Origin of the sequence: Curtobacterium sp. BRD11 (genome assembly GCF_031844345.1) — a bacterium.
Taxonomy (GTDB): Bacteria; Actinomycetota; Actinomycetes; order Actinomycetales; family Microbacteriaceae; genus Curtobacterium.
On the sequence record NZ_JAUZUZ010000003.1, the window covers coordinates 206264 to 232951 of the forward strand.

Genomic DNA, 26688 nt, shown 5'->3' on the forward strand with positions numbered 1-26688 from the left:
CGTTACGGGCGCGGTTCCGCGGCGGCCGGGCGGCGACCATGCTCCTGAGGCATGCCGACCCAGACGACCGCAGCCGCGCCTCCCGTCCGTCCCCCGTCTCCGTCCACGAACGCGACCCGACGTCGCGTCGCGCTCGCGTCGTTCGTCGGGACGACCGTCGAGTACTACGACTTCTACCTGTACGCGACGGCCTCGGCGCTCGTGTTCGCCCCGACGTTCTTCCCGTCCGTCACGCCGGCCGTCGGTGTGATCGCGTCCTTCGCGACCTACGGTGTCGGCTTCGTCGCGCGGCCGCTCGGCGGCATCGTGGCCGGGCACCTGGGCGACCGGATCGGGCGGAAGAAGCTGCTCGTGGCGTCCCTGGTGCTGATGGGCATCGCGTCGACGCTCATCGGGGTGATCCCCTCGGCGGCGACGATCGGGGTCGGTGCGGTGGTCGCACTCGTGGTGCTGCGACTGCTCCAGGGCGTCGCAGCCGGAGCGGAGTGGGGCGGGTCGGCGCTGCTGTCGGTCGAGCACGCGCCGACGCGGCACCGGGGACTGTTCGGGGCGTTCACGCAGATGGGGTCCGCGGGCGGCATGCTGCTGGCGACCGGGGTATTCACGCTCGTACGGACCCTGCTCGGCAACGAGGCGTTCCTGGCCTGGGGGTGGCGCCTGCCGTTCCTGTTCTCCGCGGTCATCGTCGCGGTCGGACTCGTCATCCGGCTCGGCGTGCAGGACGCCCCGGTGTTCCAGGCGCTGCGCGCGTCCGGCGGTGTCGAGCGGTTCCCGGTGTGGCAGGCGGTCCGTCGGCACCCGCGGTCGATCCTCGTCACCGCAGGGCTGCGGCTCGTCCAGCCGGCGCTCTACTCGATCCTGACGACGTACTCGCTGACGTACCTCGGGGCGAAGCGCGGCGAGGAGGGCTCGGCGGCCGGGCTCCAGGCGGTGCTCGTGATCTCGGCGGTGTCGCTCGTGTCGACGCCGTTCTGGGGGTGGCTGTCCGACCGGGTCGGGCGCCGGCCGCTCGCGATCGGGTCGGCGATCGGGATCGGCGTGCTGATCTGGCCGTTCTTCGCGTTCCTCGACGCCGGGCCCCTGGTGCTGCTGCCGCTCGTGGCGTTGATCGGCATGAGCGTGTTCCACGACAGCATCTACGGTCCGCAGGCGGCGTGGTTCGCGGAGCAGTTCCCGACCGGGCGGCGCTACTCGGGGATGAGCCTCGGGTACCAGATCGGGTCGATCTTCTCGGTGGGGCTGACGCCGTTGCTCGCGGCGGTGTTCGTCGAGGTGGGCGGGGGCTCGCCGTGGATCCTGTGCGCGTACCTCGGCGTGTACGCGGTGCTGTCGGTCGTGGCCGCGGTGTTCGCGGTCGACCCGGTGCGCGACGCGCGGCGGGCGGACGCCCGGGCGGCCGGTGCCGGTGCCGGTGCCGGTGCCGGTGGGCCAGTCTCGGGCTGAGCGACGGGGCTCGGGCTCCGGGCCGCGAGGGACGTCGGTCAGCCCGGGTCTCACCGGCGACCACACCGACTACGTCCTGAGCACCAGGTCCGCGAGCTCCGCGGGCGCCTCGGCGGCGATGAAGGCGCGCTCCTGGGCAGCCCAGCGCTCCCACTCGCGGGCGAACACCTCGCCGTCGCGGCCGATCGCCCGGTCGCGTCGGACGTCGTCGTCCGCCTCGAGCCACACCCGGAGGGTCGCGTTCGGGGCGGACCGCCGGGAGAGCGCCCCGCACCCCTCGACCACCAGCGGCTCGTGCGACTCGATCGACACCCACTCCGCCGGCTCGGACCGCTCCCAGTCCCAGCGCCGGTACCCCGACGGCGTCCCGAGCACGTCGGACACGACCGCGTCGGCGGCCGCGCGCAGGCCGTCCCACCCGGGGTAGACGTCGTCGAGGTGCACGACCCGTGCGCCGAGCCGTGCCGCCACGGCGTCGCCCAGCGTGGTCTTCCCGGTGCCCGAGCGCCCGTCGACCAGCACGACGAGCCGTCGACCGGTGGCGGCAGCAGCGCCGACCGCGGCCGCGGCGATCCCCTCGACGAGCGCCGCATCCGGTGCCGCTCCCCCGGCGGTCGCGTCCGGCCGCGCACCCCGGGCCGTCACATCCGGCACCGCTCCCCCGGCGACCGCACCCGAGGCGGTCGCGTCCGGCCGCGCGCGCTCAGGCACGCCACGTCCCCGCAGCCACGGCCACCCCGATCGACGCGACACCGATCCCCACCAGCACGGCGACCATCGCCCACTCCGGTCCCGCGAACCGCGCCTGCCGCGCCCACGTCCGGGGACCGGGAGCGCCGAAGCCGCGCGACTCCATCGCCACCGCCAGCGTGGTCGCCCGGCGGAGTGCGAGCACGAGCAGCGCGAAGGCCATCGACGCTCCGCGCCGCAGTCGCCCGTGGTCGGCGAGCCCCCGTGCGCGGCGTGCCCTGGCGAGCTGGCGCCAGTCCTCGCCGAGCAGGGTCGTCATCCGCACCGCGGCCAGGGCCCCGAGCACGAAGCGGGCCGGCAGCCGCAGCAGCTGTGCGAGCCCGTCGGCCAGGTCGGTCGGGTCGACCCCGACGAAGAGCACGACGGCCGGTAGCCCGACCGCGAGGACCCGCAGCGCGGTCGCCAGCGCGAGCGTCAGCGACCCGTCGGTGACGTGGACGAAGCCGAGGTCGAACCACTCCCGCCCGGAGGGCCGCCCGTACAGCGCGATGCTCAGCGCCGTCAGGGGCACGGCGACGAGCACCGGTGACGCCCGCAGCAACAGGGTCCGCGGCGGGATCCGGAGCACCGGGAGGAGCAGCAGCTCCAGCGCGAGCGCGACGGCCGCGGAGACGACGTCGAGACTCGTCACGAGGCACAGGCCGAGTGCGAGCACGCCGAGCATCGCGGCGACGGGTTGGACGCCGGCGACACCGCGACGCGTCCGGCCGGGAGGCTCGGCTCGACCGCCCGCACCGGCGCGGGTCGTCGGGGTGGTCACCGGTGCACCTCCGTGGTCGGTCGGGGTCCGCCGGGTCCGGTCGACGGGGCGTCCGGTCCGGCCGACGGAGCGCCGGGTCCGGCCGAGGGGTCACCGCGTCCGTCCGGCGGGACGGCGGTTCCGGCCGGCGGCACGGCGGTTCCGGCCGGCGGCACGGCGGTTCCGGCCGGCGGCACGGCCCTCGCACCGTCGGCGGCGAGCACGACCTCGTCGGCGTCGAGCGCACGGACGAGGTCACGGTCGTGCGTCACCACGACGAGCGCCGTCCCCGCGTCCGCCAGCGCCCCGAGCAGGTCGACCACGGCCTGCCAGGTCGCACGGTCCTGGCCCGAGGTGGGTTCGTCCAGCACGACCACGGGCGGCCGCGAGGCGACGACGGCACCGATCGCGAGCCGCCGCTGCTCACCGCCGGACAGCGTGAAGGGGTTGGCGTCGGCGAGGTGCCGGAGCCCGAACGCGTCGAGGAGTTCCTCCACCCGCGCGTCGGCGTCCGACATCCCGAGCGCGCGCGGTCCGGCACCGAGCTCCTCGCGGACACTGCGCGCCACGAACTGGTGTCCGGGGTCCTGGAACACCGACCCGATCCGGGCCGCGAGCTGCCGGCTCGTCCACCGGATCGGCGCGTCACCGGCCTCCCCGGCCAGGTCGGGCGTCGCGAGGAGTGTCCCTCCGGACGGCCGCAGGAGCCCGGCGAGGGTGAGGCCGAGCGTCGACTTGCCGACGCCGTTCGGACCGGTGACCGCGAGGACCCGACCGCGACGGATCCCGAGGTCGATGCCGCTGCCGACACGGGTCCCGCCGGCACGTCCGAGGATGCCCCCGCGCGCGGTCGCGAGTCCCCGCGCCTCGAGCAGCGCCGTGTCCTCGTCGCGCGGGCGGAAGGCGCCCCCGGCCACCGGCGCTCCCGGTGCTGATCCGCCCGCTCGCTCGGTCGACGGCGCGACCGGACGGCCGGCACCGGTCGACGGCGCGACCGGACGTCCGCCGCCGGCCCGGGACGATCCCCGCGCCGGCTCGGCACCGGGCACCCACACGCCGGCCGCCGTCAGCGCCGGACCGTGCTCGGCGAGCACCGACGCGGGGGTCCCGTCCGCGACGACCCCGCCCCCGGGTTCGAGGAGCACGAGTCGATCGACCAGGTCGAGCCAGGTGCCGATCCGGTGCTCGACCACGAGCATCGTCGCACCGCTGGTGTCGAGCAGCGCCCGCACGGCGTCGTGGACCTGCGCCACGCCCTCGGGGTCGAGGTTCGCGCACGGTTCGTCGAGCACGAGCACGCCGGGGCGCATCGCGAGCACGCCCGCGAGCGCCAGACGCTGCCGCTGCCCGCCGGAGAGCCGGCTCGTCGACCGGTCGAGCGGCAGGTCGAGGCCGACGACCCCGAGCGCGTGCCGGACGCGTTCCCACGTCTCGGCCCGCGGGACGCCGGTGTTCTCGCACCCGAAGGCCACGTCGTCGCCGATGCGCGACATCACCGTGTGGGCCTCGGGGTCCTGCATGACGAGGCCGACGCGCCCGCGGACCGCGCGGGGGTCGGCGCCGTCGACCAGGACCGAGCCCTGCACGGCTGCGGCGGTGTCGTCGTCGGGGTCCGGCTCGTCCGCCAGCACCGCTGCGACCGCGCGGAGCACCGTCGACTTGCCGGCGCCCGAGGGGCCGACGACCGCGACGCGCTCACCCGGCTCGACGACGAGGTCGAGACCGCGCACCGCCCACGCGTCGCGCCCGGCGTACCGCCAGCCCCAGTCACGGAAGGCGATCCGCGCCGCCCCCGAGGACGACACGGCCGTCACCGAGCGGCGCGGGACCCGCGCTCGGCCTGCTCGGCAGCAGGCGTCGCGGTGCCGGACTGCGCGCCGTCGAGCGGAACGGTCGCGCCGGTCGGGGCGGACGAGTCCTGCGGGGTCGTCGCGTGCGTCCGTCGGGCGTGCTCACGCCCTGCGGCGAACGAGGACAGCACGCCGGTCGCGGCGAGCGCCCGCACGAGCAGCCACGAACCGAGCCCGGCGATCACGGCGCCGGACACCACCGCGGACACGACGTAGACGGTCTTGAACGCCGCGTCGAGCCCCGGGTACCAGAGCACCGTGTCGTTGATGCCGAGGGCGAGCCCCGCGGCGGCACCGGCGAGCACGACGACCGGCAGCCGGTAGGCCCGGTAGAGGAACAGTGCGAGCACGACCTCGGCCCCGAGGCCCTGCACGAGACCGGCCTCGAGCGTCAGCCACCCCCACTGGGTGCCGAGCAGTGCCTCGACGCTGGCGGCGACCATCTCGGCGTAGAGTGCGGCCCCGGGCTTCCGGACGACGATGGCGACGAGCGGCCCGGCGAGCAGCCAGACCCCGCCGAAGAGTGCCTGGGTGCCGGGGAGGACCAGGGCGGCGACGGCGCTGATCGGCTCGTAGCCGAACTCCCAGAGCTTGAAGACGACACCGATCGCGACGGCGAGGACGCTCGCGACGACGATGTCGACGACCCGCCAGCGCAACGAGCGCCTGACGGTGGTGGACGGTGCTGCGGACTGCGTGGTTGCAGGCATGGTTGCTGACTCCTCCCTGCGCCGGCATGACCCGGATCAGGTTCGACGGTCGGAGCGCCGTTCGCTCCCTCTCAGCCCGGCGGTCCCGGACTCCCGTGTGTGTGGCAGCAGTCTAGACGCGGTCGCGACCGCGTGACGGACGGGAGGCCCGTGGCGGCGTCGCCACGGGCCTCCCGTCCGGTGGGTCACTTCTTGAGGGCGCGGATCACCTTGCTCAGGGCCTTGCCGGTCACCCAGATGGTGGGGATGCTCACCGCGAGCAGCGAGATCAGGTTCGGCTCGAACTGCAGGTCCTGCCCCGGGCGACGCACGTAGGCACCGACGGGGATCGACGCCCCGCCGCCACCGCCGCCGCCGTTCTCGTCGTCCCCGCCGGCGCCGAAGCCGAACCAGCCGATGGACACCGGGATGAGGGTCTGGTCCCCGACCTCGACCGGTTCGCCGTAGTTGGTCGAGACGCCCACGGGGCGCACCTTGTCTGCGATCTGACTCACGATGTTGGCCATGCGCGCGAGGCTACTCGGCGGTTCCTCCACAGGCCGGCGAGCACCGGCGGCCGTCCACCCCTGGGGCTTGTCTGCGGACGCGGACGGCCCGCGCCGATACCGTGGCGGAACCCACACCTGGAGGACTGTTTGCACACCTGGCCCGGCAACCCGTACCCCCTCGGGGCGACCTACGACGGCAGCGGCACGAACTTCGCCCTGTTCAGCGAGGTCGCCGACCGCGTGGAACTGTGCCTCTTCGACGACGCGGGGAACGAGGAGTGCGTCGACCTGGTCGAGGTGGACGCACACGTCTGGCACGCCTACCTGCCGAACGTCGCCCCGGGGCAGGAGTACGGCTTCCGCGTGCACGCCCCGTACGACCCGGCGAACGGACTGCGCGGCAACCCGCACAAGCTGCTCCTCGACCCGTACGCCAAGGCGACCAGCGGGGACATCGACTGGGACCAGGCGCTGTTCTCGTACACGTTCGGCGACCCGGACTCGACCGACGACCAGGACTCGGCGTCCCACATGATGAAGGGCGTCGTCATCAACCCGTTCTTCGACTGGCAGGGTGACCGGGCTCCCCGGGTCCCCTACGGCGAGACGGTGATCTACGAGGCGCACGTCAAGGGCCTCACCGAGACGCACCCCGACGTGCCCGAGGAGCAACGGGGCACCTACGCCGGTGTCGCGCACCCGGCGGTCATCGAGCACCTCAAGCGCCTGGGGATCACGACGCTCGAGCTCATGCCGGTGCACCAGTTCGTCAACGACTCCACGCTGCAGGAGAAGGGGCTGTCGAACTACTGGGGCTACAACACGATCGGCTTCTTCGCGCCGCACTCGCACTACTCGTCGTCCGGCGACCGCGGGCAGCAGGTGCAGGAGTTCAAGGCGATGGTGCGCGAGCTCCACCGTGCCGGCATCGAGGTCGTCCTCGACGTCGTCTACAACCACACGGCAGAGGGCAACCACCTCGGGCCGACGCTGTCCTTCCGCGGCATCGACAACGCGGCGTACTACCGCCTGGTCGAGGACGACAAGCGGTACTACATGGACACCACGGGCACCGGGAACTCGCTCAACGTCGGGCACCCGCACTCGCTGCAGCTCATCATGGACTCGCTGCGGTACTGGGTCACCGAGATGCACGTCGACGGGTTCCGCTTCGACCTCGCCGCGGCCCTGGCCCGCGAGTTCTACGAGGTCGACCGGCTCGCGGCCTTCTTCGAACTGGTCCAGCAGGACCCGATCGTGTCCCAGGTCAAGCTCATCGCCGAGCCGTGGGACGTCGGGCCCGGCGGGTACCAGGTCGGCAACTTCCCGCCGCAGTGGTCCGAGTGGAACGGCAAGTACCGCGACACCGTGCGTGACTTCTGGCGGGGCGAGCCCTCGACGCTCGGCGAGTTCGCCTCGCGCATCTCCGGGTCGGCCGACCTGTACGAGCACGACGGCCGGACGCCCAAGGCGAGCATCAACTTCATCACCGCCCACGACGGCTTCACGCTGTACGACCTGGTCGCGTACAACGAGAAGCACAACGACGCCAACGGCGAGGACAACAACGACGGCGAGAGCCACAACCGGTCGTGGAACTCGGGCGTCGAGGGGCCGACGGACGACCCGGAGGTCGCCGCGCTCCGACTGCAGCGCCGGCGGAACTTCCTCGCCACCCTGCTGCTCAGCCAGGGCGTGCCGATGATCGCCCACGGCGACGAGCTCGGCCGCACCCAGCACGGCAACAACAACGTGTACGCGCAGGACTCCGCGATCAGCTGGATCGACTGGGAGCACGCCGACGACGAACTCGTGCAGTTCACCGCCGACGTCGTGAAGCTCCGGCACGACCACCCGACCTTCCGCCGCACCCGGTACTTCAACGGTCGTCCGGTGCGCCGGGGCGAGGGCGAGCCACTGCCCGACGTCGTGTGGCTGACCCCGTCCGGCGACGCGATGGACCCCGAGGACTGGGACTCCGGCTTCGGCAAGAGCGTCGGCATGTACCTGAACGGCGAGGGCATCCGCGGCCGCGACCGCTGGGGCGAACGTGTGACCGACGTGGCGTTCCTGACGTACTACAACGCACACGACGACGTCGTGACCTTCACCCTGCCGCCCGAGGAGTACTCGCCCGGGTGGACCGTCCGGATCGACACGGCCGAACCCGGCGCCCGCGAGACGGTCCTCGACGCCGGGACCCCGCTCGACGTGCCGGCGCGCTCGATGATCGTGCTCCGCGCCGAGCCCGACCACGAGGTCACCACCACGCAGGTGGAGTCGGTCGAGGGCGGGCGGCAGTCAACCCCGACCAACCCCGCGGCGTCGACGGCGGCGTCCGCCACCGACCCGGAACCGACCGGGGCGGAACCGTCCGACGCTGCACCGTCCGGCGCGGAACCGTCCGACGCTGCTCCGTCCGGGGCGGAACAGCTCACGGCGTCGGCCGGGGGCACGTCCGCAACGGACCCGGTCAGCGAGACCGACGCCGACCCCGACTCCCTTGACACCGAACCCGAACCCGATCCCACAGGAGCCACCGCGTGAGCGCTCGCCGCGTCCCCACGTCCACCTACCGGCTGCAGGTCACCGCAGACTTCGACCTCGACGCCGCCCAGGGCGTGGTCGACCACATCCGCACCCTCGGTGCCGACTGGGTCTACCTCTCCCCCGTGCTGCAGGCCGAGCCCGGGTCGCAGCACGGCTACGACGTCGTCGACCACTCGCACGTCGACACCGAGCGCGGCGGCGACGCCGCGCTCCGAGCCCTCGCCGAGGCCGCGCACGGTGCCGGGCTGGGCGTCCTCGTCGACATCGTGCCGAACCACGTCGGCGTCGCCACCCCCGAGGCGAACCCGTGGTGGTGGTCCCTGCTCGAGTCCGGACAGGGCTCCCCCGTCGCGTGGGCCTTCGACGTGGACTGGCAGGCCGGGGACGGGCGCATCCGCATCCCGGTGCTCGACGACCGGCTGCTCGGCGCGGTCGAGCTGCGGGACGGCCGGCTGTACGTCGGCGAGACCGCCTACCCGACGGCCGAGGGCACCGTGCAGGACGGTGACGACGTCGCAGCCGTGCACGCCCGTCAGCACTACGAGTTCGTGCACTGGAAGCGCGCGGACCACGACCTCAACTACCGTCGCTTCTTCGCGGTCAACACCCTCGCGGCGATCCGCGTCGAGGAGCCCGAGGTGTTCGCCTCCTCCCACGCGACGATCGGCGGCTGGTTCCGCGACGGGCTCGTGGACGGCCTGCGCATCGACCACCCGGACGGCCTGTACGACCCCGCCGGGTACCTGCAGGACCTGCACGACCTCACCGGCGGCGCGTACACGCTCGTCGAGAAGATCCTCGAGCCCGGCGAGCAGCTCCCGTCGTCGTGGCCGGTCGACGGCACCACCGGCTACGACGCCCTCGCCGTGGTAGACCGTGTCTTCGTCGACCCCGCGGGTGAACCGGCGCTCACCGCCGCGTCCGGTGCCGAGCCCGCCGACTGGCAGCAGCTCACGCACGACACCCGGCGCGGGATCGCCGACGGCATCCTCGGCAGCGAGGTCCGCCGGCTCGCACGGCTCCTCGCCCCCGTGGCACCCGACGTGCCCGAGGACCGCGTCGTCGACGCCGTCGCCGAGATCGTCGCGTCCTTCGAGGTCTACCGGACGTACCTGCCCGAGGGCGTCCACCACCTCATCGACGCCCTCGAACGCGCCGCCGAGGCCCGCCCGGACCTCGACGACGTGATCGACCGCATCGCACCGGCGCTCGTCGACCCCGGTCACGCCGCGGCCGTCCGGCTGCAGCAGACGTCGGGCATGGTGATGGCGAAGGGCGTCGAGGACACCGCGTTCTACCGCACGTCGCGCCTGACCACCCTGAGCGAGGTCGGCGCAGACCCGAGCCTGTTCGCCGTCTCGGTGGAGGACTTCCACCAGGCCCAGCGCGACCGCCAGGGCAGCTGGCCGCACACCATGACGACGCTCACCACGCACGACACGAAGCGCAGCGAGGACACCCGTGCGCGCATCAGCGTGCTCGCCGAGCTCGGCTCCGAGTGGGCCGACGCGCTCGCGCGGCTGCGATCCCTGGCCCCGCTCGACGACGCCGTGATGGCGGACCTGTTGTGGCAGGCCATCGTCGGTGCACGTCCTGCGAGCCGCGATCGCCTGCACGCCTACGCCGAGAAGGCGTCGCGCGAGGCCGGCGACAGCACGACGTGGACCGAGCCGGACGAGGCGTTCGAGGAGCAGATGCACGCGCTCGTCGACGCGTCGTTCGACGATCCGCAGGTCGTGGCCGTGCTCGACGAGCTCGACCAGGTCATCAACGCTGCCGGGTGGTCGAACGGGCTGGCCCAGAAGCTCGTGCAGCTGACGATGCCCGGCGTGCCGGACGTCTACCAGGGCACCGAGGGCTGGGACCGGTCGCTCGTCGACCCCGACAACCGCCGACCGGTCGACTACGCCGAGCTCCGGCACGTGCTCGCCGGGCTCGACGGCCCCGAGGACGACGGCCCCGAGCGGCTGCCGGCCGTCGGACTCGACGGTGCCGTGAAGACCCTCGTCGTCAGCCGGGCCCTGCGCCTGCGCCGCGACCACCCCGAGCTGTTCACCCGCTACCTGGGGCTCGAGGCCACGGGCAGCGCCGCCGACCACGTCCTGGCGTTCGACCGTGGCGGTGCCGTGACCGTCGCGACACGCCTGCCCGTCGGACTCGAGCGGGTCGGGGGCTGGGGCGACACCCTGGTGCACCCGGTGCCGCTCGACCGGGTCGACCTGCTCACCGGTCGACGGTTCCCCGCGTCCCGCGGCATCGCGCTCGCCGAGCTGCTCACGGACCTGCCGGTTGCGCTCCTCGTGCCCGCCGACCTCGCCGACGCCGGGGCGGCCGCTGCCTCCTCGTCCACGTCGACGACCACCCCCGCGGCCTCCGGGTCGGACGGCACCGCCGTCTCCGACCAGCAGGCCGAGATCGAGATCCTGGAGGGTCACGCATGACCGTTCCCGCCCGCTACGCCGTCTGGGCGCCGAACCCCGAGCGCGTGCGCCTGGTCGTCGACGACGTCGAGTACGCCCTGACCCGCGGTGACGACGACTGGTGGAGCACCGACGAGGTCGCTCCCGTGGTCGGTGCCCGCTACGGCTTCCGCATCGACGACGACGAGGACGTCCGTCCGGACCCCCGCAGCCGGTACCAGCCGGACGGGGTGCACGGCACGTCCGAGGTCGTCGACCCGGAGCGCTTCGCGTGGACGGACGAGGCCTGGACGGGCCGTCCCGCCCGCGGCGGTGTGATCTACGAGATGCACATCGGCACCTACACGCCCGAGGGCACCCTCGACGCTGCGGCCGCGAAGCTCGACCACCTCGTCGAGCTCGGCGTGGAGTTCGTCGAGCTGCTCCCCGTCAACGCCGTCAACGGCGAGTGGAACTGGGGCTACGACGGGGTCGGCTGGTTCGCCGTGCACCACCCCTACGGCGGTCCCGACGCCTACGACCGCTTCGTCGACACCGCCCACGCGCTGGGCCTCGGGGTCATCCAGGACGTCGTCTACAACCACCTCGGCCCGAGCGGGAACTACCTGCCGCTGTACGGTCCGTACCTGCTGCAGGGGCTCGGGAACACCTGGGGCGACTCGGTCAACGTCGAGCACCCCGAGGTCCGGCGGTACGTGCTGGACAACGTGCGGATGTGGTTCCGCGACCACCACGTCGACGGACTCCGGCTCGACGCGGTGCACGCGATCCGGGACACCACGCGCCCGCACGTGCTGCAGGTCATGGCCTCCGAGACCGAGTCGTACTCGGAGTTCGTCGGGCGCCCGCTCTCGCTCATCGCCGAGTCGGACCTCAACGACCCGGTCATGTTCCGTCCGCAGGAGGCCTCCGGGTACGGCCTGACCGGACAGTGGTCGGACGACTTCCACCACGCCGTCCACGTGGCGCTCACCGGCGAGACGAACGGCTACTACGCCGACTTCGCACCGCTCTCGGCGCTGGCGAAGGTCCTGGAGCACGGGTTCTTCCACGACGGCACCTGGTCGTCGTTCCGCGGGAAGCGGCACGGTCGACCGATCGACCGCGGGACGTCGCCCGCGACGGCGCTGGTCGTCGCGAACCAGAACCACGACCAGATCGGCAACCGCGCCGCGGGCGACCGGCTCGCGGCGTCACTCGACGACGAGTCGCTCGTCATCGCCGCGGCGCTGACGCTGCTCGGCCCGTTCACGCCGATGCTGTTCATGGGCGAGGAGTTCGCCGCGACCACGCCGTGGCAGTTCTTCACCTCCCACCCGGAGAAGGCGCTGGGCGAGATCACGGCGAAGGGTCGGATCGCCGAGTTCGCGGAGCACGGTTGGGACGAATCGGTCGTCCCGGACCCGCAGGACCCGACGACGTTCTCGAACTCGAAGCTCGACTGGGCCGACGTCACCTCGGAGCGGGGTGCGCGGATCCTCCGGGCCTACCGCGTGCTCGTCGCGCTGCGCCGCACCGAGCAGGCCTTCGTCGACCACCGCTACGAGGCGAACGCCGTCCGCTTCGACGGGGACGACCGCTGGCTCGTGCTGACCCGCGGTCTGCTCGGGCCCGACGCGGCGCCGGTGCACGTCGTGGTGAACTTCGCCGACGACGCTGCCGAGGTGTCCGTCCCGGACGCGACCGGTGAGGAGCTCTACCGCTTCGGTGAGGCGAGCGTCGACGCCGGTGTGGTCCGGTTCGCGTCGCGCGGCGTGGTGGTCCTGCGCTGACGGACGCACCCTGACCGATCTGCGAGAGCGACAGTCCCCCGTGGAACTCCCACGGGGGACTGTTGCTTCCGCGGACCAGAGCAGCCACGACACCGGCCGGGCACGGCGCGGCAGAACCGCTACCGGTACCGGGCCGTCACCGGCACCGGTCCCGGGCCGTTGCGGGTCAGGCGGACTGGTCTCCGACCGCGTGCGCGTTCTTGCGCACCGAGGGCAGTCGGCGGTGGTCCTTCACGACGGAGCGCACCTCGCGCACCCGCCGGTCGATGCCCCACTTCGTCACGAGCGTCAGGCTCTCGCGGACGATGTTGCCGCTCATCTTCGAGACCCCGAACTCGCGCTCGGTGAAGGTGATCGGCGTCTCGACGACCCGCAACCCGGCCTCGAGCGCACGCCAGCACAGGTCGACCTGGAAGCAGTACCCCTTCGACGCGACCCCGGCCAGGTCGATCCGCTCGAACGCCTTCGACGTGAACACCCGGAAGCCGCCGGTCGCGTCACGCACCGCGATGCCGAGCGCCATCCGCGTGTAGAGGTTCCCGCCGCGGGACAGCAGTTCGCGGTACCACGGCCAGTTCTCGACCTCGCCACCCTTGATCCAGCGGGAGCCGAGCACGAGGTCGTTCGAGTCGGCGAGCTCGAGCATCCACGGGAGGTACTCCGGGTGGTGCGAGCCGTCCGCGTCCATCTCGACGAGCTTGTCGTAGCCGTGCTCGAGGCCCCAGGCGAACCCCGCGAGGTACGCGCCGCCGAGGCCGTCCTTCACCGTCCGGTGCATCACGTGGACCCGGTCGGTCTCACGCGCGATCTCGTCCGCGATGTCGCCGGTGCCGTCCGGGGAGTTGTCGTCGACGACGAGCACGTGGACGCTGTCGTCGGTCGCGGCCAGGGTGCGGGCGACGATCGGGCGGACGTTCTCCGCCTCGTCGTAGGTCGGGATGATGACCAGGGACGTGCTCATGGTGCTCCTCGCGGTTCGCATCGAAGGGTATCGGGTCGCCCTGCGTCAGCCCGACGTCAGGTCTGCGAACACGATCAGATTGTCCGTGTAGTGCCCGGTCGCGGTGTCGAACGTACCGTCGCACGTGATCAGCCGGAGCTGCGGGGTCGGTGCGCTGCCGTACACGTCACTCGTCGGGAAGGCCGACTTCGCGGCGCGCTCCGAACGGTCGACCGTGAAGGTGCGGGTCGTGCCGTCGGACATCGCCACGTGGATCTCGTCCCCGGCCACGAGTTCGTCGAGCCGGAAGAAGACGGCGGCGCTCGTCGGGCTGTCGACGTGCCCGGCGATCACGGCCGGCCCGACCTGCCCCGGCACGATGCCGTCGGCGAACCAGCCCGCGCTGTCCCAGTCCTCCGGCGGGTCGAGCTCCCCAGCGGCACCACGGCCGAGGTCCTCGAGGCCCGAGGACACACCGATCGCCGGGATCTCCACCCGCACCGGCGTGGCGGTCGAGCGTGCCGCCGGGGCAGCGGGGTCCTGGAAGCCCGACGTGTCGCCGGCCCCGGAGCCGTTCGCCGCCGCACCCGGGTCCGTCCTCGCGGACGGGCTGCTGGTCGCCGCCGTCCGGGTCCCCGCGGCGTCGGTCCCCGTGGTGGCGACGGCCACCCCGGCGATGCCGCCGCCGACGAGGACCGCCGCCACCGCTCCACCGACGATCACGCCGGGGCGGCCGGACCACCACCGGCTCGGTCCGGTCGCGGTCCGACGCCCGGTCACGAGGCGCCTCCCGCGTCGGTCGCGCAGCCACCGAGGACGTCGGACGTGAGCATGGTCGCGCCGAGCGCTGCCCACGCGTCGCCGTAGTAGGTCGGGGTGGTCGCCGAGGTCCGGTCCATCCGCCGCAGGTCGGCCGACGCCGCCGCCGACGAACCGGCCGCGTGCTCGGCCGCTGCCCGTGCGGCGTAGGCGAGCGCGCTGGTGTCCCCGGTCACGGCCGTGCCGCCCAGGTCGAGCTGGGCTGCGAGCTCGGTGCTCCGGCGCAGGGTCGGCGCGATCGACCCGGCGAGCGTGCGGTCCTCGGCCGAGCACGCCTCGGCGTAGCGCAGCGGCAGCCGCATCGCGTCCCACCCGTAGACGACGCTGCCCTGGTCGCCGTTCGCGGGCATCGGTTCGACCGTGCCGTCGGCGTGCACCTGGGACCAGTCGCTCGGCAGGTCGCTGACGTCGAGCACGGCGGCGGTCACCGCACGGGAACCCTCGGTGAGCTCCGCCCAGCGGCGGTCGCCGGTCGCCCGTTCCAGCACCCGGAACGCGGCGGGTGACGCGTAGGACGCGTCGTACCGGTACGGCTCTGTGTCCGCCCACGGCCCCGGCAGCAGGATCGTCCCGAGGTCGGTCTCCGCGGTCTCGTGCTCGAGGATCGCCGACGCCATCGCCCTGCCCGCGGCGGTGTACCGTTCGTCGCCCCACCGGTCGCCGGCGAGCACGAGTGCCCGGGCGGCGTCGAGGTCGGCATCGCTCGCGGACTGGCCGTCGACGACCCCGTCCTCCGGGGTCCACCGCCACGCGAGCAGGTCGTCGTCGGTCACCAGGTGCCGCTTCGTCCACGACCAGATGTCGCCGAAGGTCGCACGGTCGTCGTCCGCGTAGGCGATGAGCAGACCGTAGGCCTGCCCCTCGCTGACGGTGTCGCCGCCCTGGTCGGTGCGGACGACCCGGCCGTCCTGCACGTAGTCGTCGAGGAAGTCCTGCCGCAGCTCGGCGGCGCTGCGGTCGACGTCCGGGGCGGGCGACGAGGTCACGCTCGAGGTCGCTCCTGCCTGCGGCACGGCGTCGCTCCACGGACGGACGGCGACGAGGGCGACGCCGACGGCGACGACGACCGCCGCTGCGGCGGTGATGGGGATCCAGGTCCTGCGGGTCATGCCGGCACCTCTTCCGGGGTGGTCGGGGACGGTCGGACGGGAGGCGCGCACCAGGTGGGCGCTCGGGCTGCGGTGATCCGCGCCTCCAGGCCGGGCCCGACGGGTCACGCGACCCGTCGGCTGCCCGTCGGTCAGTGGAACAGCGAGCGGAACGCCGCGACGATCGCGTGCGTGAACTCGGTGACGGGGCGGTCGGCGGCTGCGCCGCCACCACCGGTCTGGACCCCACCGGACGGGGTCGTTGCCGTGGCGGCCGCGTCGGTGACGGGCACGACGGTCAGGTCGCCCTTGCTGTCGTCGAGGACGAAGAGCGTCGAGACGGTGTTGCCGGCGAGGTCGACCTCGGCGGTCCCGCGCTGGCCGCTGCCGGAGACGTCGAGCGACCACTTGCCGGCGCCGACCGTCGCGTACCGGGTGGCCGTGCCGAAGGAGGCGTCCTCGGCGATGGCGGTGCCGTCGGTCGTGCTGACGTCGACCTCCTTCGCCGTGGTCGCGGCCTGGACGAGACGGAGCTTGGCCTTGCCGTCACCGGGCTGCTGCAGGTCGTCGGTGAACGCCTTGGTCTGCAGGTCGTCGTTCTTGCCGTAGGCGACGACGGTGTTCGCGTCGCCCTGCTGGACCTGGACGTCGGTCGAGATCACCGGGGTGGAGTCGGGGGCGTCGGCAGCGCGCATCGAGAGGACGTAGGTGCCGACGGGGAGCTCCTGGTAGGGGCTGACCTGGCCGTACGTGACGTCGTCGAGCTCGAACACCGTCTTGCCGCCGGACAGGCTGGTCAGCTCGACGTCGACGCCCTTGGTGTCCGGGGAGAGGTGGCCGACGCGGAGCCAGCCCTCGTCGGAGCCGGTCGCGGCCGAGGCGGTCTGCGGTGCGGCGAGGCCGACGGTGGCGGCGACGACGGCTGCGGCGATCCCGGCGACGACGACCGGGCGGCGGGTGGTGCGGCGCGAGGCGGTGGGCGCGGAGGTGCGTGCGTGCATCGTGGTGCTCCTTCGGTTCGGGTGGTGCTGGTGCTGGTGCTGGGGCTGGTGCTGGTGCTGGTGCTGGGGAGCGTGGGGCTGGGCAGCGTGTGGGGGGGTGGAGGTGGGGAGCGGGGCTGGTGGCCGGTGGCGGTGCGCGAGCGGGCGGATCCTGCTCGGGGCTGCCGGTTCGGCTACCGGTTCCGCCCGCTCACGACGGGGCCGGGGTCGGGAGGCGCTCGCCGTTCCGCGAGCGGGCGGATCCTGCTCGGGGGCTGCCGGTTCGGCTACCGGTTCCGCCCGCTCACGACGGGGCCGGGGTCAGGAGGCGCTCGTCGGCGTCGTCGTGGGGTCGGTCGGGGTGTAGGTCACGACGACCCGCTCCCCGTCGCGCTCGACGTCGGCCGGGCGGATCCCGTCGCTCATGGCATCGAAGGTGGCGACGGCACGAGCAGCATCCGCCCGGTCGGCGGTCTGCACGACGAGTCGGCGGAAGGGCTGCCCGTCCTCCCCCGTGAGCGGGCGGAATCGCTCGACCGCCACCGACTGGTCAGCGAGCACCTGGCCGAGGGCGAGCATCGCGCGCGAGTCGACCTGGCCCGCTCGGAACTGCGACTTCGTGCCGGCGTCGGCCCGGAGCGCCGGGTTCTGCGCGAGCTCGGTCCCCATCGTCTTCCGCCCGTTCGTCGCGGCGGTGATCGCGTCGTTCGCGGCCGCCTCGCCCTCGGAGTGGATGCGACGGACGTCGACCTGCTGGTCACCGGTGCCGAACGTGGCCACGCTCGTCGAGTTCCGGATGGCGAGCGACACGTCCTGCGAGGAGTTCCCGCCGGTGCGCATCGAGTCCGTCGTGACGACGTAGTCGGAGTCCTTCCACCCGTTCGGCGACTGGCGCTGGACGGCGGCGTCGGTGTCGAGCTTGTAGTACCAGATGACGTTGTTGCGGGCGTACCCGTCGCGGACCAGGTCGACCCACATGGCGTCGTCCACGAGCAGCCGCGAGGACTTCGGGACGTTGTCGCCGACCCACTGCTCGGCCTGCTGCATCGGCAGGTCGAGGTTCGCCGACGTGAACCCGCGCAGCTGCGTGCCCCAGAGCGGCACCGCCACGACGACGGCCGCTGCGGTGACCACGGCCCAGGCGGCACCGAAGCCACGTCGAGCGATTCCGTGCACGCGGGTCCGGGCGTTGGACCGGATCCGTCCGGCGAGCGCGAGGACCGCTCGCTCGGCGGTGTACGCGACGAGCAGCGCTGCGAAGGGCACGAGCACGATGACGTACGGCACCGGCAGGTACCCGTTCGGGCGGAACATCATCGCGAGCAGGAAGACGAGCATCGCGGCGATCGGGCGGACCCGGCGCAGGAACAGCCCGACGACCGCGGCGGCCGAACCGAGCACGATGAAGACGGGGTCGAGCGCCCACCACTGTGCGGCGGCCTGGTTCGCCAGGCTGCCTCCGTCGAAGATCGATCCCGACGCGGTGCGCGAACCGAGCTGGTAGGTGATGCCCTCGAAGAGGCTCACCCGCCCGGCGCCGGGCAGGAGCTCACCCTTGACCGCGGCGAGCAGCAGGTAGCCGCCACCGATGACGACCAGGACGGCCCCGGCGACGCTCAGCGTGTACCGACGGGTGCTCCTGTCGGCCCGACGGACCGCGATCCAGATCAGGAACGGCAGCGCGAGCAGGTACGTCTCCTTGGAGAGCACCGCGACGCCGAGGCACGCGGCCGCTCCGGCGAACCCGGCGAGCTGCTGGCGTCGGCTGAGCGCCAGCACGAACGCGGCGAGGAGCCACGGCGTCGCGACGTTGTCGATGTAGACCGTGCGGTGGTACTGCAGGGCCAGCGGTGAGAGGGCGAAGACGAGCCCCGCGACCGCGGCCGTGACGCGACCTGCGCCCAGTCGACGCGCGAGGACGAAGAGCAGGACGCTGGAGACGGCGGCGAAGAAGACCATCGCCTCGCGGGCGGCCTCGACGGCGAACGGGTAGCGCGCGAACGCCCCGGTCAGCGACGTGTACGCCGCGATCTGGATCCACCCCAGCGGCGGGTGGTCGTACCAGTAGGTGTAGTGGGTGATCTCCCCGAGGTTGGCGATCGCCCACGCCTGGGCGGTGTAGGTCCCCTCGTCGTCGATGCGCTGCGGGGTACCGGTCATGTTCCACGCCTGCACCACGACGGTCACGATGAGGACGGGCACCAGCCAACCGATGCTCGCCGCGTGGACACGGAACCAACCGCGCACGCCGGACAGGGAGGCGGCACCCCGGACGGGGATCCCGGTGGTGTGGGTGATGGTGGCGGTCATCGGGCACCTCCTGCAGACGAACCGGCGAGCGCACGCTCAGACGAGGACGAGGACGCAGCCGATGATGCGGACGCAGCCGAGCCGGTCAGCTCGGACGCGAACCCGACGACCTCGGGCTGAGCGCCACCGGTGCGGTGCTGGCCCGTGTGCTCGGTCTTCTCCCACCCGTTCTGCCCCTTGACGTGGCGGACGACGGCACGGACCGCCGCTGCGGCGAGGAACACCTGGTACGGCACCAGGCCGAGGACGAGCTTCACGTAGTCGCGGATGCGGACCTTCTCCTTGTATATGCGACCGAACTCGTTGAGTCCGACGACCTCGACGGCGAGCAGCATGAGCGTGGGCGCCACCGGGATGAACGAGACGAGGGCGATCGCCGTCGGCACCTTGACGAAGAGGATCATCAGGACGCTGAGCGGGATGAGCAGACCGGTCGCCGCCTGGATGAACGGCATGGTCAGCATGTAGCGGGCGAAGAAGCGCTGGCGGAAGGACGGCAGCTTCTTCCACTCCCCCTTGCCGAGCACCTGCAGGAAGCCCTGGTTCCAGCGGGTCCGCTGCTTGAGCAGGGACGCGAACGTGGGCGGCGTCTCCTCGCGGGTGACGGCCTCGGGGCTGTAGGCGACGACGACCCTCGCGCCGTCGGCGGAGAGCCGGACGCCGAGCTCGCAGTCCTCGGCGAGGCAGTGCGCATCCCAGCCGTCCGACCACTCGAGGCGCTCCTTCGTCACGAAGACGGTGTTGCCGCCGAGCGGGATGAACTTCGAGCCCGCGTGGAAGTGAAGGCGCGAGCGGAACCAGAAGTAGTACTCGAGCACGTTGCGGAGCGACCACCAACTCGACTTGAAGTTCATCAGCTGGACGCCGCCCTGCACGACGTCAGCGCCGGTCTCCTGGAAGCGCGAGTCGACGAGCGACAGCAGCTTCGGGTAGACCTCGTCCTCGGCGTCGAACACCCCGACGATGTCGCCCGTCGCGTACTGCAGCGCGAGGTTCATCGCCTTCGGCTTGTTCTTCGGTGCGGTGTCGTCGACGACCACGCGGATCAGTCCCGGATGACGCTCCGCAGCCGCGCGCACGACGGCGTCCGTCTCCGGGTCGTCCTCGCCGACGATCGCGATGATCTCGAAGTCCGGGTGGTCCTGCGTCGCGAGCATGTCGAGCGTCTCGCCCATCACGTCCTGCTCGTGCCGACCGGGCACCAGCAGGGTGAAGCGGTGGGCGGCCGGCAGCGGGGTCTGGCTGAAGCTCGTCGACTTCAGCGCGTCACGTGAGCGCCAGGCGTGCAGCATCCACCACAGCGTGGTGAGCGCGATCACCGTGAGCAGCACGGAGACCGCGATGAGCGCCGAGTAGCCGACCCACTCGCCCAGCGACCAGGCGACCTGCGGAGCCTGCCCCGAGCCTCCCGTCGGGACGTCCGTGGTCCCGCGGTTCGGGAGGTCCCCGGCGGGACCGGTCCCCTCGTTCGGCTGCAGCAGCGGCCCGGCGGCCGTCAGCAGCGTGGTGGTGATGGTCATGCGGCGTGCTCCTTCGCGTGAGCGTCGGTGGAACGGAAGACGAGGGCCTTGTACGCGGCGAACCGGAAGACGGTGCCGAGGACGAGACCCACCCCGTTGCCGGCGACGTTGTCGGCGAGGGTCGAGGTGAAGCCGAGGACGTAGTGCGAGACGAACAGGCAGGCCGCGGCGATGCCGAGACCGATGACGTTCGTGACGGCGAAGAGGAGTCCCTCGCGGAGGGTCTCCTTCCGGCCGACCTGCCGCTGCGAACGGAACGTGATCGAGCGGTTCGCGAGCCACGCGACCACCGTGGCGATGACGGCGGAGACGATCTTCGCGGCGATCGGACCGTCGGGCAGGACGGTCGCGCGCAGGAGGTTGTAGACGCCGAGGTCGATGAGGAAGCAGATCGCTCCGATGGCGCCGAACGACGCGAGCTGCGTCATGGTGGCGCGGAGCCGCGGGCCGAGGGCCGGTCGTGCGACGCTCGCCGCAGGGACGCCGGTCGCCGCTGGGTGGGCGGTCGAGGCGGTGGAGGTCGGCACCGAGCCTGTGCCTGGTGGCACCAGAACGGGGGTGACGGTTCGGGTCATGCCCCCTCTTCGGGGGCACGTTGCGGAGTGGTTTGGTCGGGGTACAGCCCCTGCCAGGACTCTGCCAGTTCCGCGACACCTGCCATTCATCAGTGAACATCCTTCAGCGTTTTTGCTGATCAGGTGCCAGAAGGGCAGTCCGTCCGGACGGTCGCGCTCGTCGTGAGCTTGCTGTACGACGGACGGGAGGCACGGTGCCAGCTGGCACCGTGCCTCCCGTCCGTCGGTCGGTCGCGCGCTACGCGGGGCGCTGCTCCGGGCTGACCGTCTTGCTGGCATCGCGCTCCGGGATGTCGCCGAGCGCCTCGTCGATGGCGGCGAGCGCGTCAGCGTCGAGCGTCACGCCCGCGGCCTTCACGTTGTCGGTGACCTGCTCGGGGCGGGACGCGCCGACGATCGCCGAGGCGACGTTCGGGTTCTGCAGCGTCCACGCGATCGCGAGCTGGGCCAGCGTGAGGCCGGCCTGGTCGGCGACGGGCTGCAGGCGCTGCACGGCTTCGAGGACCTCGTCGCGCATGAACCGCTTGATCATGTCCGCGCCGCCCTTCTCGTCCGTGGCGCGGGACCCCTCGGGGGCCGGCTGACCCGGCTTGTACTTGCCGGTGAGGACACCCTGTGCGATCGGGGACCAGACGATCTGGCTGAGACCGAGCTGCTTCGAGGCGGGGACGACCTCGCCCTCGATGACGCGCCACAGCATCGAGTACTGCGGCTGGTTCGAGATGAGCTGGAAGCCGAGCTCCTTCGCCAGCGCGGCACCGGCGCAGATCTGCTCCGCGTTCCACTCGCTGACGCCGATGTAGAGCGCCTTGCCCTGACGGACGACGTCCGCGAAGGCCTGCATGGTCTCCTCGAGCGGCGTCTCGTGGTCGTAGCGGTGCGCCTGGTAGAGGTCGACGTAGTCGGTCTGCAGGCGCTCGAGCGAGCCGTCGATCGACTCCATGACGTGCTTGCGGGAAAGGCCGACGTCGTTGTGCCCCTTCGGCCCGGTCGGCCAGTAGACCTTCGTGAAGATCTCGAGCGACTGGCGACGCTCGGCCTTGAGCGCCTCGCCGAGGACCGTCTCCGCCGCGGTGTTGGCGTACGTGTCGGCGGTGTCGAACGTGGTGATGCCGGCGTCGAGCGCTGCCCGCACGCACTGGGTGGCGACGTCGTTCTCGACCTGCGAGCCGTGCGTCAGCCAGTTGCCGTAGGTGATCTCGGAGATCTTGAGTCCGGAGTTGCCCAGGTACCTGAATTCCATGCTCCTGACGCTAGTGGAGTGAGCGCTCTCGTGAGGGGGTGTGCGAGTACCTGTGGAGAGGCGCGGGCGCCACCGGCACGGGCGCCTGCGCGGGCGCCGCCGGCGCGGGCGCCGCCGGCGCGGGCGGGCGGAACACGCGGTGTGGTGCGGCGGGGTCGGATCGGGTGCTGGCGCGAGCGGGCGGAACACGCGACGCGCGCCTCCCGACCTCATCCGGATCCGCCCGCTCGGGGTGCGAGCAGCAACAGACCGGATCCGCCCGCTCCGGGCCGCACGCACCGGTCCTCGGCAAGGCACGAGTCCTGCACACCTCGCTCCGTCCGGCGCCCGTCCACAGCTCGACAGCACCCGCCACGGCCGACCTGGACGATCAGGCACGCTGCCCGCATGTCCCTCGCCGACCACTTCCCGCCGCCGCTCCGCGGACGCCCCTTCCGCGTCCGCGAGGCACTGCACCGCGGTGTCCCGGCAAGCCGACTCCGCTCACGACGGCTCTGCCGCCCCTTCCACGGCACACGGTGCTGGACCCCACCCACCTCCCACGCGGACCGTGCACGCGCGGTCGCTCCACGGCTCCGGTACGACCAGGCGTTCAGTCACACGACCGCAGCGCACCTCCTCGGCATACCGCTCCCACGCAGACTCGAGGCAGACCGACGCATCCACGTGACCACCATCGGCAAGGACCAGGCCATCCGCGTGCGCGGGACCGTCGGACACCGAACCAGGGCACACCTCGCGAACGTCGTCCGTTCCGGGACCACCCCGATCGTGGACCCGGCCACCACCTTCGTCGTGCTGGCAGCGTTCCTCACGGTCGACGAGCTCGTCATCGCCGGCGACGCGTTGGTCGGATGGCTGAACTGGTGCACGGTCGACGAACTCAGGGCCGTCGTCCGCCGCCACCGCGGCGGGCGGCACGTCCGCAAGGCACGCGCCGCGCTCGCCGAGGTGCGCCCGGGCTCGCGGAGCCCGGGCGAGACACGTCTCCGACTGGTCCTGGTCCGGCGCGGACTCCCCCTTCCGTCGCGCAACCACGACGTCGTCGTCGGAGGCAGATGGGTCGCCTGCGTGGACCTGGCCTACCCGGACGCGAGGGTCGCGATCGAGTACGAGAGCGACCTCCACCGATCCGACCCGCGGGTGTTCCGCAAGGACCTGACACGCGGCGAGCGACTGAAGGACGTCGACTGGTGGCTGGTCCGGGCCACAGCGGATGACGTCGGTCCGCTCGCCGACGACTTCGTGGAGCGCATCCGGCGGCTGCTCACGACGGGCACGGCCGGGAGGCACGACACGCGGTCCCGACATCCCGTTGCGACGTTCACGTGAACATTGGTTGACGCTTCAACCAAACAGGTGCACAATGGGCTACAGTTCGAATCGATGCAGGCGCATGAAGATGCTCGCCTGGTCGGGAACCGCAGACCAACGCTCTCGTAAGGAGTCACCATGACGCTCAACGCCTCCGCCATCCCGGGCTACCAGACCGGTACCTGGAAGATCGACCCGACCCACTCCGAGGTCACCTTCTCCGTTCGCCACCTCGCGATCAGCAAGGTCAAGGGCTCCTTCGAGCGCTTCGACGCGACGCTCGTCACCGCCGAGAACCCGCTCGACACGACCCTCGAGGCCTCGATCGATGTCGCGAGCATCAACACGAACCAGGCGCAGCGCGATCAGCACCTCGCCACCGGTGACTTCTTCCTCACCGAGGAGCACCCGCAGATGACCTTCAAGTCGACCGGCATCCGCGAGGACGGCGACGACATGCTCATCGACGGTGAGCTCTCGCTCCGCGGCGTGACCAAGAACGTCACGCTGAAGACCGAGTTCGGTGGCGTGACGACCGACGGCTACGGCCAGGTCAAGCTCGGCGCCGAGGCGACCACGAAGATCGACCGCACCGAGTTCGGCGTGAACTGGAACGCGGCGCTCGAGGCCGGCGGCTTCACGCTCGGCAACGACGTCACCATCAACCTCGACGTGCAGTTCGTCCTCCAGGCGGCCTGACCTCCGGGTCACTGAACCACGGCTGTCGCCCCGCCCGAGCGCGGGGACGACGGCCGCGGACACCGAACGAAGTACCTGCAGTACCCGGCGAACGGCCCGGCTCCTCCCCCACGGAGCCGGGCCGTTCCGCGTTCCCGATGGCCCGGTCCGTGAGCCGTGATCGGTGAGCCGGCCCGACGCCCGCCCGTGAGCTCGAGCGGGCCATTCCCGTGGCAGCCGTTGCCCTGCATGCGCCGATCCCGTCCGCTCGGGCACGCGCGGGCCGTTCCCGCAGCCGTCCCCGCCGCCGCGTACCGATTCCGCCCGCCCGAGCACGAGCGGGTGTTTCCGTCGCTGCCGGCTCGACCTCGACGCCGGATCCGCCCGACCGTCGCGATGACCGACCGCCCTCGGCCCGCAGACGACACCGAGCACTGCCGCGCACGCGCACAGAACTAGCGAGCGGGCGTAGCGTGTCGCCTGTTCAGCGCGGGAATCGCCCGTCCGTCGGTCCCGTTGCACCTCGCACCCGCCCCGACCGAAGAGGAGCACCACCATGGCCACCGACTGGATCGCGCTGCAGTCCCTCGCCGCAGCCGAGTTCGGACGCCGCGTCGCTGCAGTGACCGACTGGGAAGCGTCCACTCCCGACTCGGAGTGGACCACGCGCGACCTGGTGACGCACGTCATCGACGAACAGCGATGGATCCCCAAGCTCCTGACGGGGTGCGACTACGCGCAGGCCGAGGCGGACCTCGAACCCATCGGGCAGGACCTCGTCGACGAGTGGGCGAAGTTCGCGGCGGCAGCTTCGAGCGCATGGCAGAACGCGCCCGCTGACACTCCCGTGCACCTCAGCACCGACGTGGTCCGTGCAGACGAGTACCTGACCGAGCAGACCAGCGACATCACCATCCACACGTGGGACCTCGCGCGCGCGACGGGGACCGACGAAGCGTTGCCCGACGAACTCGTCCGCGCTGTGTGGGAGTACTTCGAGCCGCAGATCCAGGACCTCGCGGCGACCGGGCTGTACGCCGCGCCGGTCGAGGTCGACGACGATGCGCCGCTGCAGGTCCGCCTGCTCGCGGTCACAGGTCGCGATGCCAGGGTGAACGCCTGACGCGTCTTTCCGCCCGTTCGACACCGAGGGACGGAATCGGCGGCAGCACGCCAGTGGGCGGAACCAGCGGCAGCGTGAGCGCACGCGAGGAATATCCGCCCGTTCGTCGTTCGGCAGGCCGGACGCCTGACTGCTGACGGCCCGACACGACGACGATGACGATGACAGCACTCATCCAACAGGAACCGCCCGCCGGACACCCGGCGGGCGGAATCGACGAAGGAGCCATCACGAACGCAGCAGACAACGCCCGCTCGACCGCCTCGACCGACGCCCACGGACGCCACGGAGCCGCCGAAGAGACCGCAACCCCCGGAACGACCGGAACCCCCGGAACCGCCGGAACCACCGCCTCGACCGACGCCCCCGACGCCGCCGGGTCCTCGGTGCGCACGACCCGCCTCGGGCGCACGGGCCTCGAGATCAGCCGCATCGTCCTCGGCATGATGTCCTACGGCAAGCCGGACCAGGGTGCCCACCCGTGGAGCGTCGACATCGACGACGCCCGCCCGTTCGTCCGCCGTGCCTACGAGGCCGGCATCACCTCGTTCGACACCGCCAACGTCTACTCGGCCGGCTCGAGCGAGGAGATCACCGGGCAGCTCCTCAAGGAGATCGCCCCGCGGGAGGAGGTCCAGGTCTTCACCAAGGTCTTCAACCGCATGCGCCCCGGTCCGAACGGCGCCGGGCTCTCCCGAGCCGCGATCATGCACGAGATCGACGCCTCGCTGACCCGGCTCGGCACGGACTACGTGGACCTGTACCAGATCCACCGGTTCGACCCGCACACGCCGATCGAGGAGACCATGGAGGCGCTCCACGACGTCGTCAAGGCCGGCAAGGCGCGCTACATCGGCGCGAGCAGCATGTGGGCGTGGCAGTTCGCGCAGATGCAGCACACCGCCGAGCTGCACGGGTGGACGAAGTTCGTCAGCATGCAGGACCAGTACAACCTCCTCGAGCGTGAGGAGGAGCGCGAGATGCACCCGTTCGCGCAGGCGACCGGCGTCGGCGTCATCCCGTGGAGCCCACTGGCCCGCGGCAAGGTGACCCGCCCGTGGGACGCCCAGGGTTCGGGCAGCCGCTCGGACACGGACGAGTTCGGCAAGACGCTGTACCGCCAGGACGAGGACGCGAACCGTGCCGTCGTCGACGCGGTCCAGCAGGTCGCCGAGGCCCGCGGCGCGAGCATGGCGCAGGTCGCCCTGGCGTGGGTGGCCGGCAAGCCCGCCGTCACCGCGCCGATCATCGGCGCGACGAAGGAGCACCACATCGACGACGCGGTGGCGGCGGCCGCGATGGAGCTGACGCCCGATGAGGTGTCGCGACTCGAGTCCGCCTACACCCCGCGGGTGCCGTCCGGTTTCTGACGCGAC

Annotated in this window: 21 protein-coding genes and 1 riboswitch; of the genes, 8 read left to right on the plus strand and 13 right to left on the minus strand. The window is 72.1% G+C overall.

The genetic code is table 11. The annotated features are described in order from the left end of the window. Positions 1-51: 51 nt before the first annotated feature. Positions 52-1443, plus strand: coding sequence for an MFS transporter (locus tag Q9R28_RS08905; RefSeq protein WP_311205915.1), 1392 nt, complete (start codon positions 52-54; stop codon positions 1441-1443). Positions 1444-1512: 69 nt separating this feature from the next. Here the strand turns inward: Q9R28_RS08905 and Q9R28_RS08910 are convergent, their stop codons facing one another. The 5 genes from Q9R28_RS08910 to Q9R28_RS08930 form a co-directional block, all read right to left on the minus strand. Then, complete coding sequence (locus Q9R28_RS08910) at positions 1513-2154, minus strand: ATP-binding protein (RefSeq protein WP_311205916.1); 642 nt, start codon at positions 2152-2154, stop codon at positions 1513-1515. Further along, positions 2147-2953 (minus strand): energy-coupling factor transporter transmembrane protein EcfT, encoded by an 807-nt coding sequence (locus tag Q9R28_RS08915; RefSeq protein ID WP_066653024.1) that lies wholly within the window; start codon positions 2951-2953, stop codon positions 2147-2149. The genes Q9R28_RS08910 and Q9R28_RS08915 overlap by 8 nt, the downstream gene beginning before the upstream one ends. Further along, positions 2950-4737, minus strand: a complete 1788-nt coding sequence (locus tag Q9R28_RS08920) for an ATP-binding cassette domain-containing protein (RefSeq protein WP_311205917.1) — start codon at positions 4735-4737, stop codon at positions 2950-2952. The genes Q9R28_RS08915 and Q9R28_RS08920 overlap by 4 nt, the downstream gene beginning before the upstream one ends. Before the next feature lie 5 nt (positions 4738-4742). Continuing rightward, the gene (locus tag Q9R28_RS08925; RefSeq protein ID WP_209683523.1) at positions 4743-5492 is read right to left on the minus strand and encodes an ECF transporter S component; all 750 of its coding nucleotides are present in this window, start codon (positions 5490-5492) and stop codon (positions 4743-4745) included. Continuing rightward, a riboswitch (TPP riboswitch) is annotated at positions 5488-5599 on the minus strand. It overlaps the preceding gene by 5 nt. 78 nt (positions 5600-5677) lie before the next feature. Further along, positions 5678-5998, minus strand: a complete 321-nt coding sequence (locus Q9R28_RS08930; protein ID WP_058727630.1) for a hypothetical protein — start codon at positions 5996-5998, stop codon at positions 5678-5680. 129 nt (positions 5999-6127) lie between these two features. Between Q9R28_RS08930 and glgX the strand changes: the two genes are divergently transcribed. Genes glgX through treZ form a run of 3 tightly spaced genes read left to right on the plus strand, consistent with a single transcriptional unit; the run spans position 6128 to position 12722 of the window. Continuing rightward, positions 6128-8527, plus strand: a complete 2400-nt coding sequence (gene glgX, locus Q9R28_RS08935) for a glycogen debranching protein GlgX (protein WP_311205918.1) — start codon at positions 6128-6130, stop codon at positions 8525-8527. Continuing rightward, positions 8524-10971, plus strand: a complete 2448-nt coding sequence (gene treY / locus Q9R28_RS08940) for a malto-oligosyltrehalose synthase (protein WP_311205919.1) — start codon at positions 8524-8526, stop codon at positions 10969-10971. Before glgX ends, treY begins: the two co-directional genes overlap by 4 nt. Then, entirely contained in the window at positions 10968-12722 is a 1755-nt protein-coding gene (gene treZ / locus Q9R28_RS08945; protein ID WP_066653008.1) for a malto-oligosyltrehalose trehalohydrolase, read from the plus strand. Before treY ends, treZ begins: the two co-directional genes overlap by 4 nt. A gap of 166 nt (positions 12723-12888) precedes the next feature. Here treZ and Q9R28_RS08950 read toward each other — a convergent pair whose 3' ends face one another. The 8 genes from Q9R28_RS08950 to Q9R28_RS08985 all read right to left on the minus strand — a co-directional run bounded on the left by Q9R28_RS08950 (position 12889) and on the right by Q9R28_RS08985 (position 22197). Then, on the minus strand, positions 12889-13683 hold the full coding sequence (locus tag Q9R28_RS08950) for a polyprenol monophosphomannose synthase (protein WP_200884134.1): 795 nt from the start codon (positions 13681-13683) through the stop codon (positions 12889-12891). Positions 13684-13728: 45 nt separating this feature from the next. Then, positions 13729-14442, minus strand: coding sequence for a class F sortase (locus Q9R28_RS08955; protein ID WP_066653002.1), 714 nt, complete (start codon positions 14440-14442; stop codon positions 13729-13731). Next, positions 14439-15590 carry a glycosyl hydrolase family 8 gene (locus tag Q9R28_RS08960; RefSeq protein ID WP_311205920.1) on the minus strand — a complete coding sequence of 384 codons (1152 nt, stop codon included), beginning with the start codon at positions 15588-15590 and terminating at the stop codon, positions 14439-14441. The genes Q9R28_RS08955 and Q9R28_RS08960 overlap by 4 nt, the downstream gene beginning before the upstream one ends. 131 nt (positions 15591-15721) lie before the next feature. Beyond that, positions 15722-16570, minus strand: a complete 849-nt coding sequence (locus Q9R28_RS08965; protein WP_311205921.1) for a DUF4397 domain-containing protein — start codon at positions 16568-16570, stop codon at positions 15722-15724. Positions 16571-16870: 300 nt separating this feature from the next. Next, positions 16871-18859, minus strand: coding sequence for a glycosyltransferase family 39 protein (locus tag Q9R28_RS08970; protein WP_311205922.1), 1989 nt, complete (start codon positions 18857-18859; stop codon positions 16871-16873). Continuing rightward, a complete protein-coding gene (locus Q9R28_RS08975) occupies positions 18856-20379 on the minus strand; it encodes a glycosyltransferase (protein ID WP_251159842.1) in 1524 nt (507 codons plus the stop codon). Before Q9R28_RS08975 ends, Q9R28_RS08970 begins: the two co-directional genes overlap by 4 nt. Further along, positions 20376-20906 carry a GtrA family protein gene (locus tag Q9R28_RS08980; protein ID WP_235426514.1) on the minus strand — a complete coding sequence of 177 codons (531 nt, stop codon included), beginning with the start codon at positions 20904-20906 and terminating at the stop codon, positions 20376-20378. The genes Q9R28_RS08975 and Q9R28_RS08980 overlap by 4 nt, the downstream gene beginning before the upstream one ends. A 286-nt stretch (positions 20907-21192) precedes the next feature. After that, complete coding sequence (locus Q9R28_RS08985; protein ID WP_311205923.1) at positions 21193-22197, minus strand: aldo/keto reductase family protein; 1005 nt, start codon at positions 22195-22197, stop codon at positions 21193-21195. Between the two features lie 666 nt (positions 22198-22863). Between Q9R28_RS08985 and Q9R28_RS08990 the strand changes: the two genes are divergently transcribed. The 4 genes from Q9R28_RS08990 to Q9R28_RS09005 all read left to right on the plus strand — a co-directional run bounded on the left by Q9R28_RS08990 (position 22864) and on the right by Q9R28_RS09005 (position 26682). Next, complete coding sequence (locus Q9R28_RS08990) at positions 22864-23529, plus strand: hypothetical protein (protein WP_311205924.1); 666 nt, start codon at positions 22864-22866, stop codon at positions 23527-23529. A 120-nt stretch (positions 23530-23649) separates the two neighbouring features. After that, positions 23650-24210, plus strand: coding sequence for a YceI family protein (locus Q9R28_RS08995; protein ID WP_066652989.1), 561 nt, complete (start codon positions 23650-23652; stop codon positions 24208-24210). Positions 24211-24745: 535 nt separating this feature from the next. Further along, positions 24746-25312, plus strand: a complete 567-nt coding sequence (locus Q9R28_RS09000) for a TIGR03086 family metal-binding protein (RefSeq protein ID WP_066652986.1) — start codon at positions 24746-24748, stop codon at positions 25310-25312. A gap of 386 nt (positions 25313-25698) precedes the next feature. Further along, positions 25699-26682 carry an aldo/keto reductase gene (locus Q9R28_RS09005; RefSeq protein ID WP_209683547.1) on the plus strand — a complete coding sequence of 328 codons (984 nt, stop codon included), beginning with the start codon at positions 25699-25701 and terminating at the stop codon, positions 26680-26682. Positions 26683-26688: the final 6 nt, after the last annotated feature.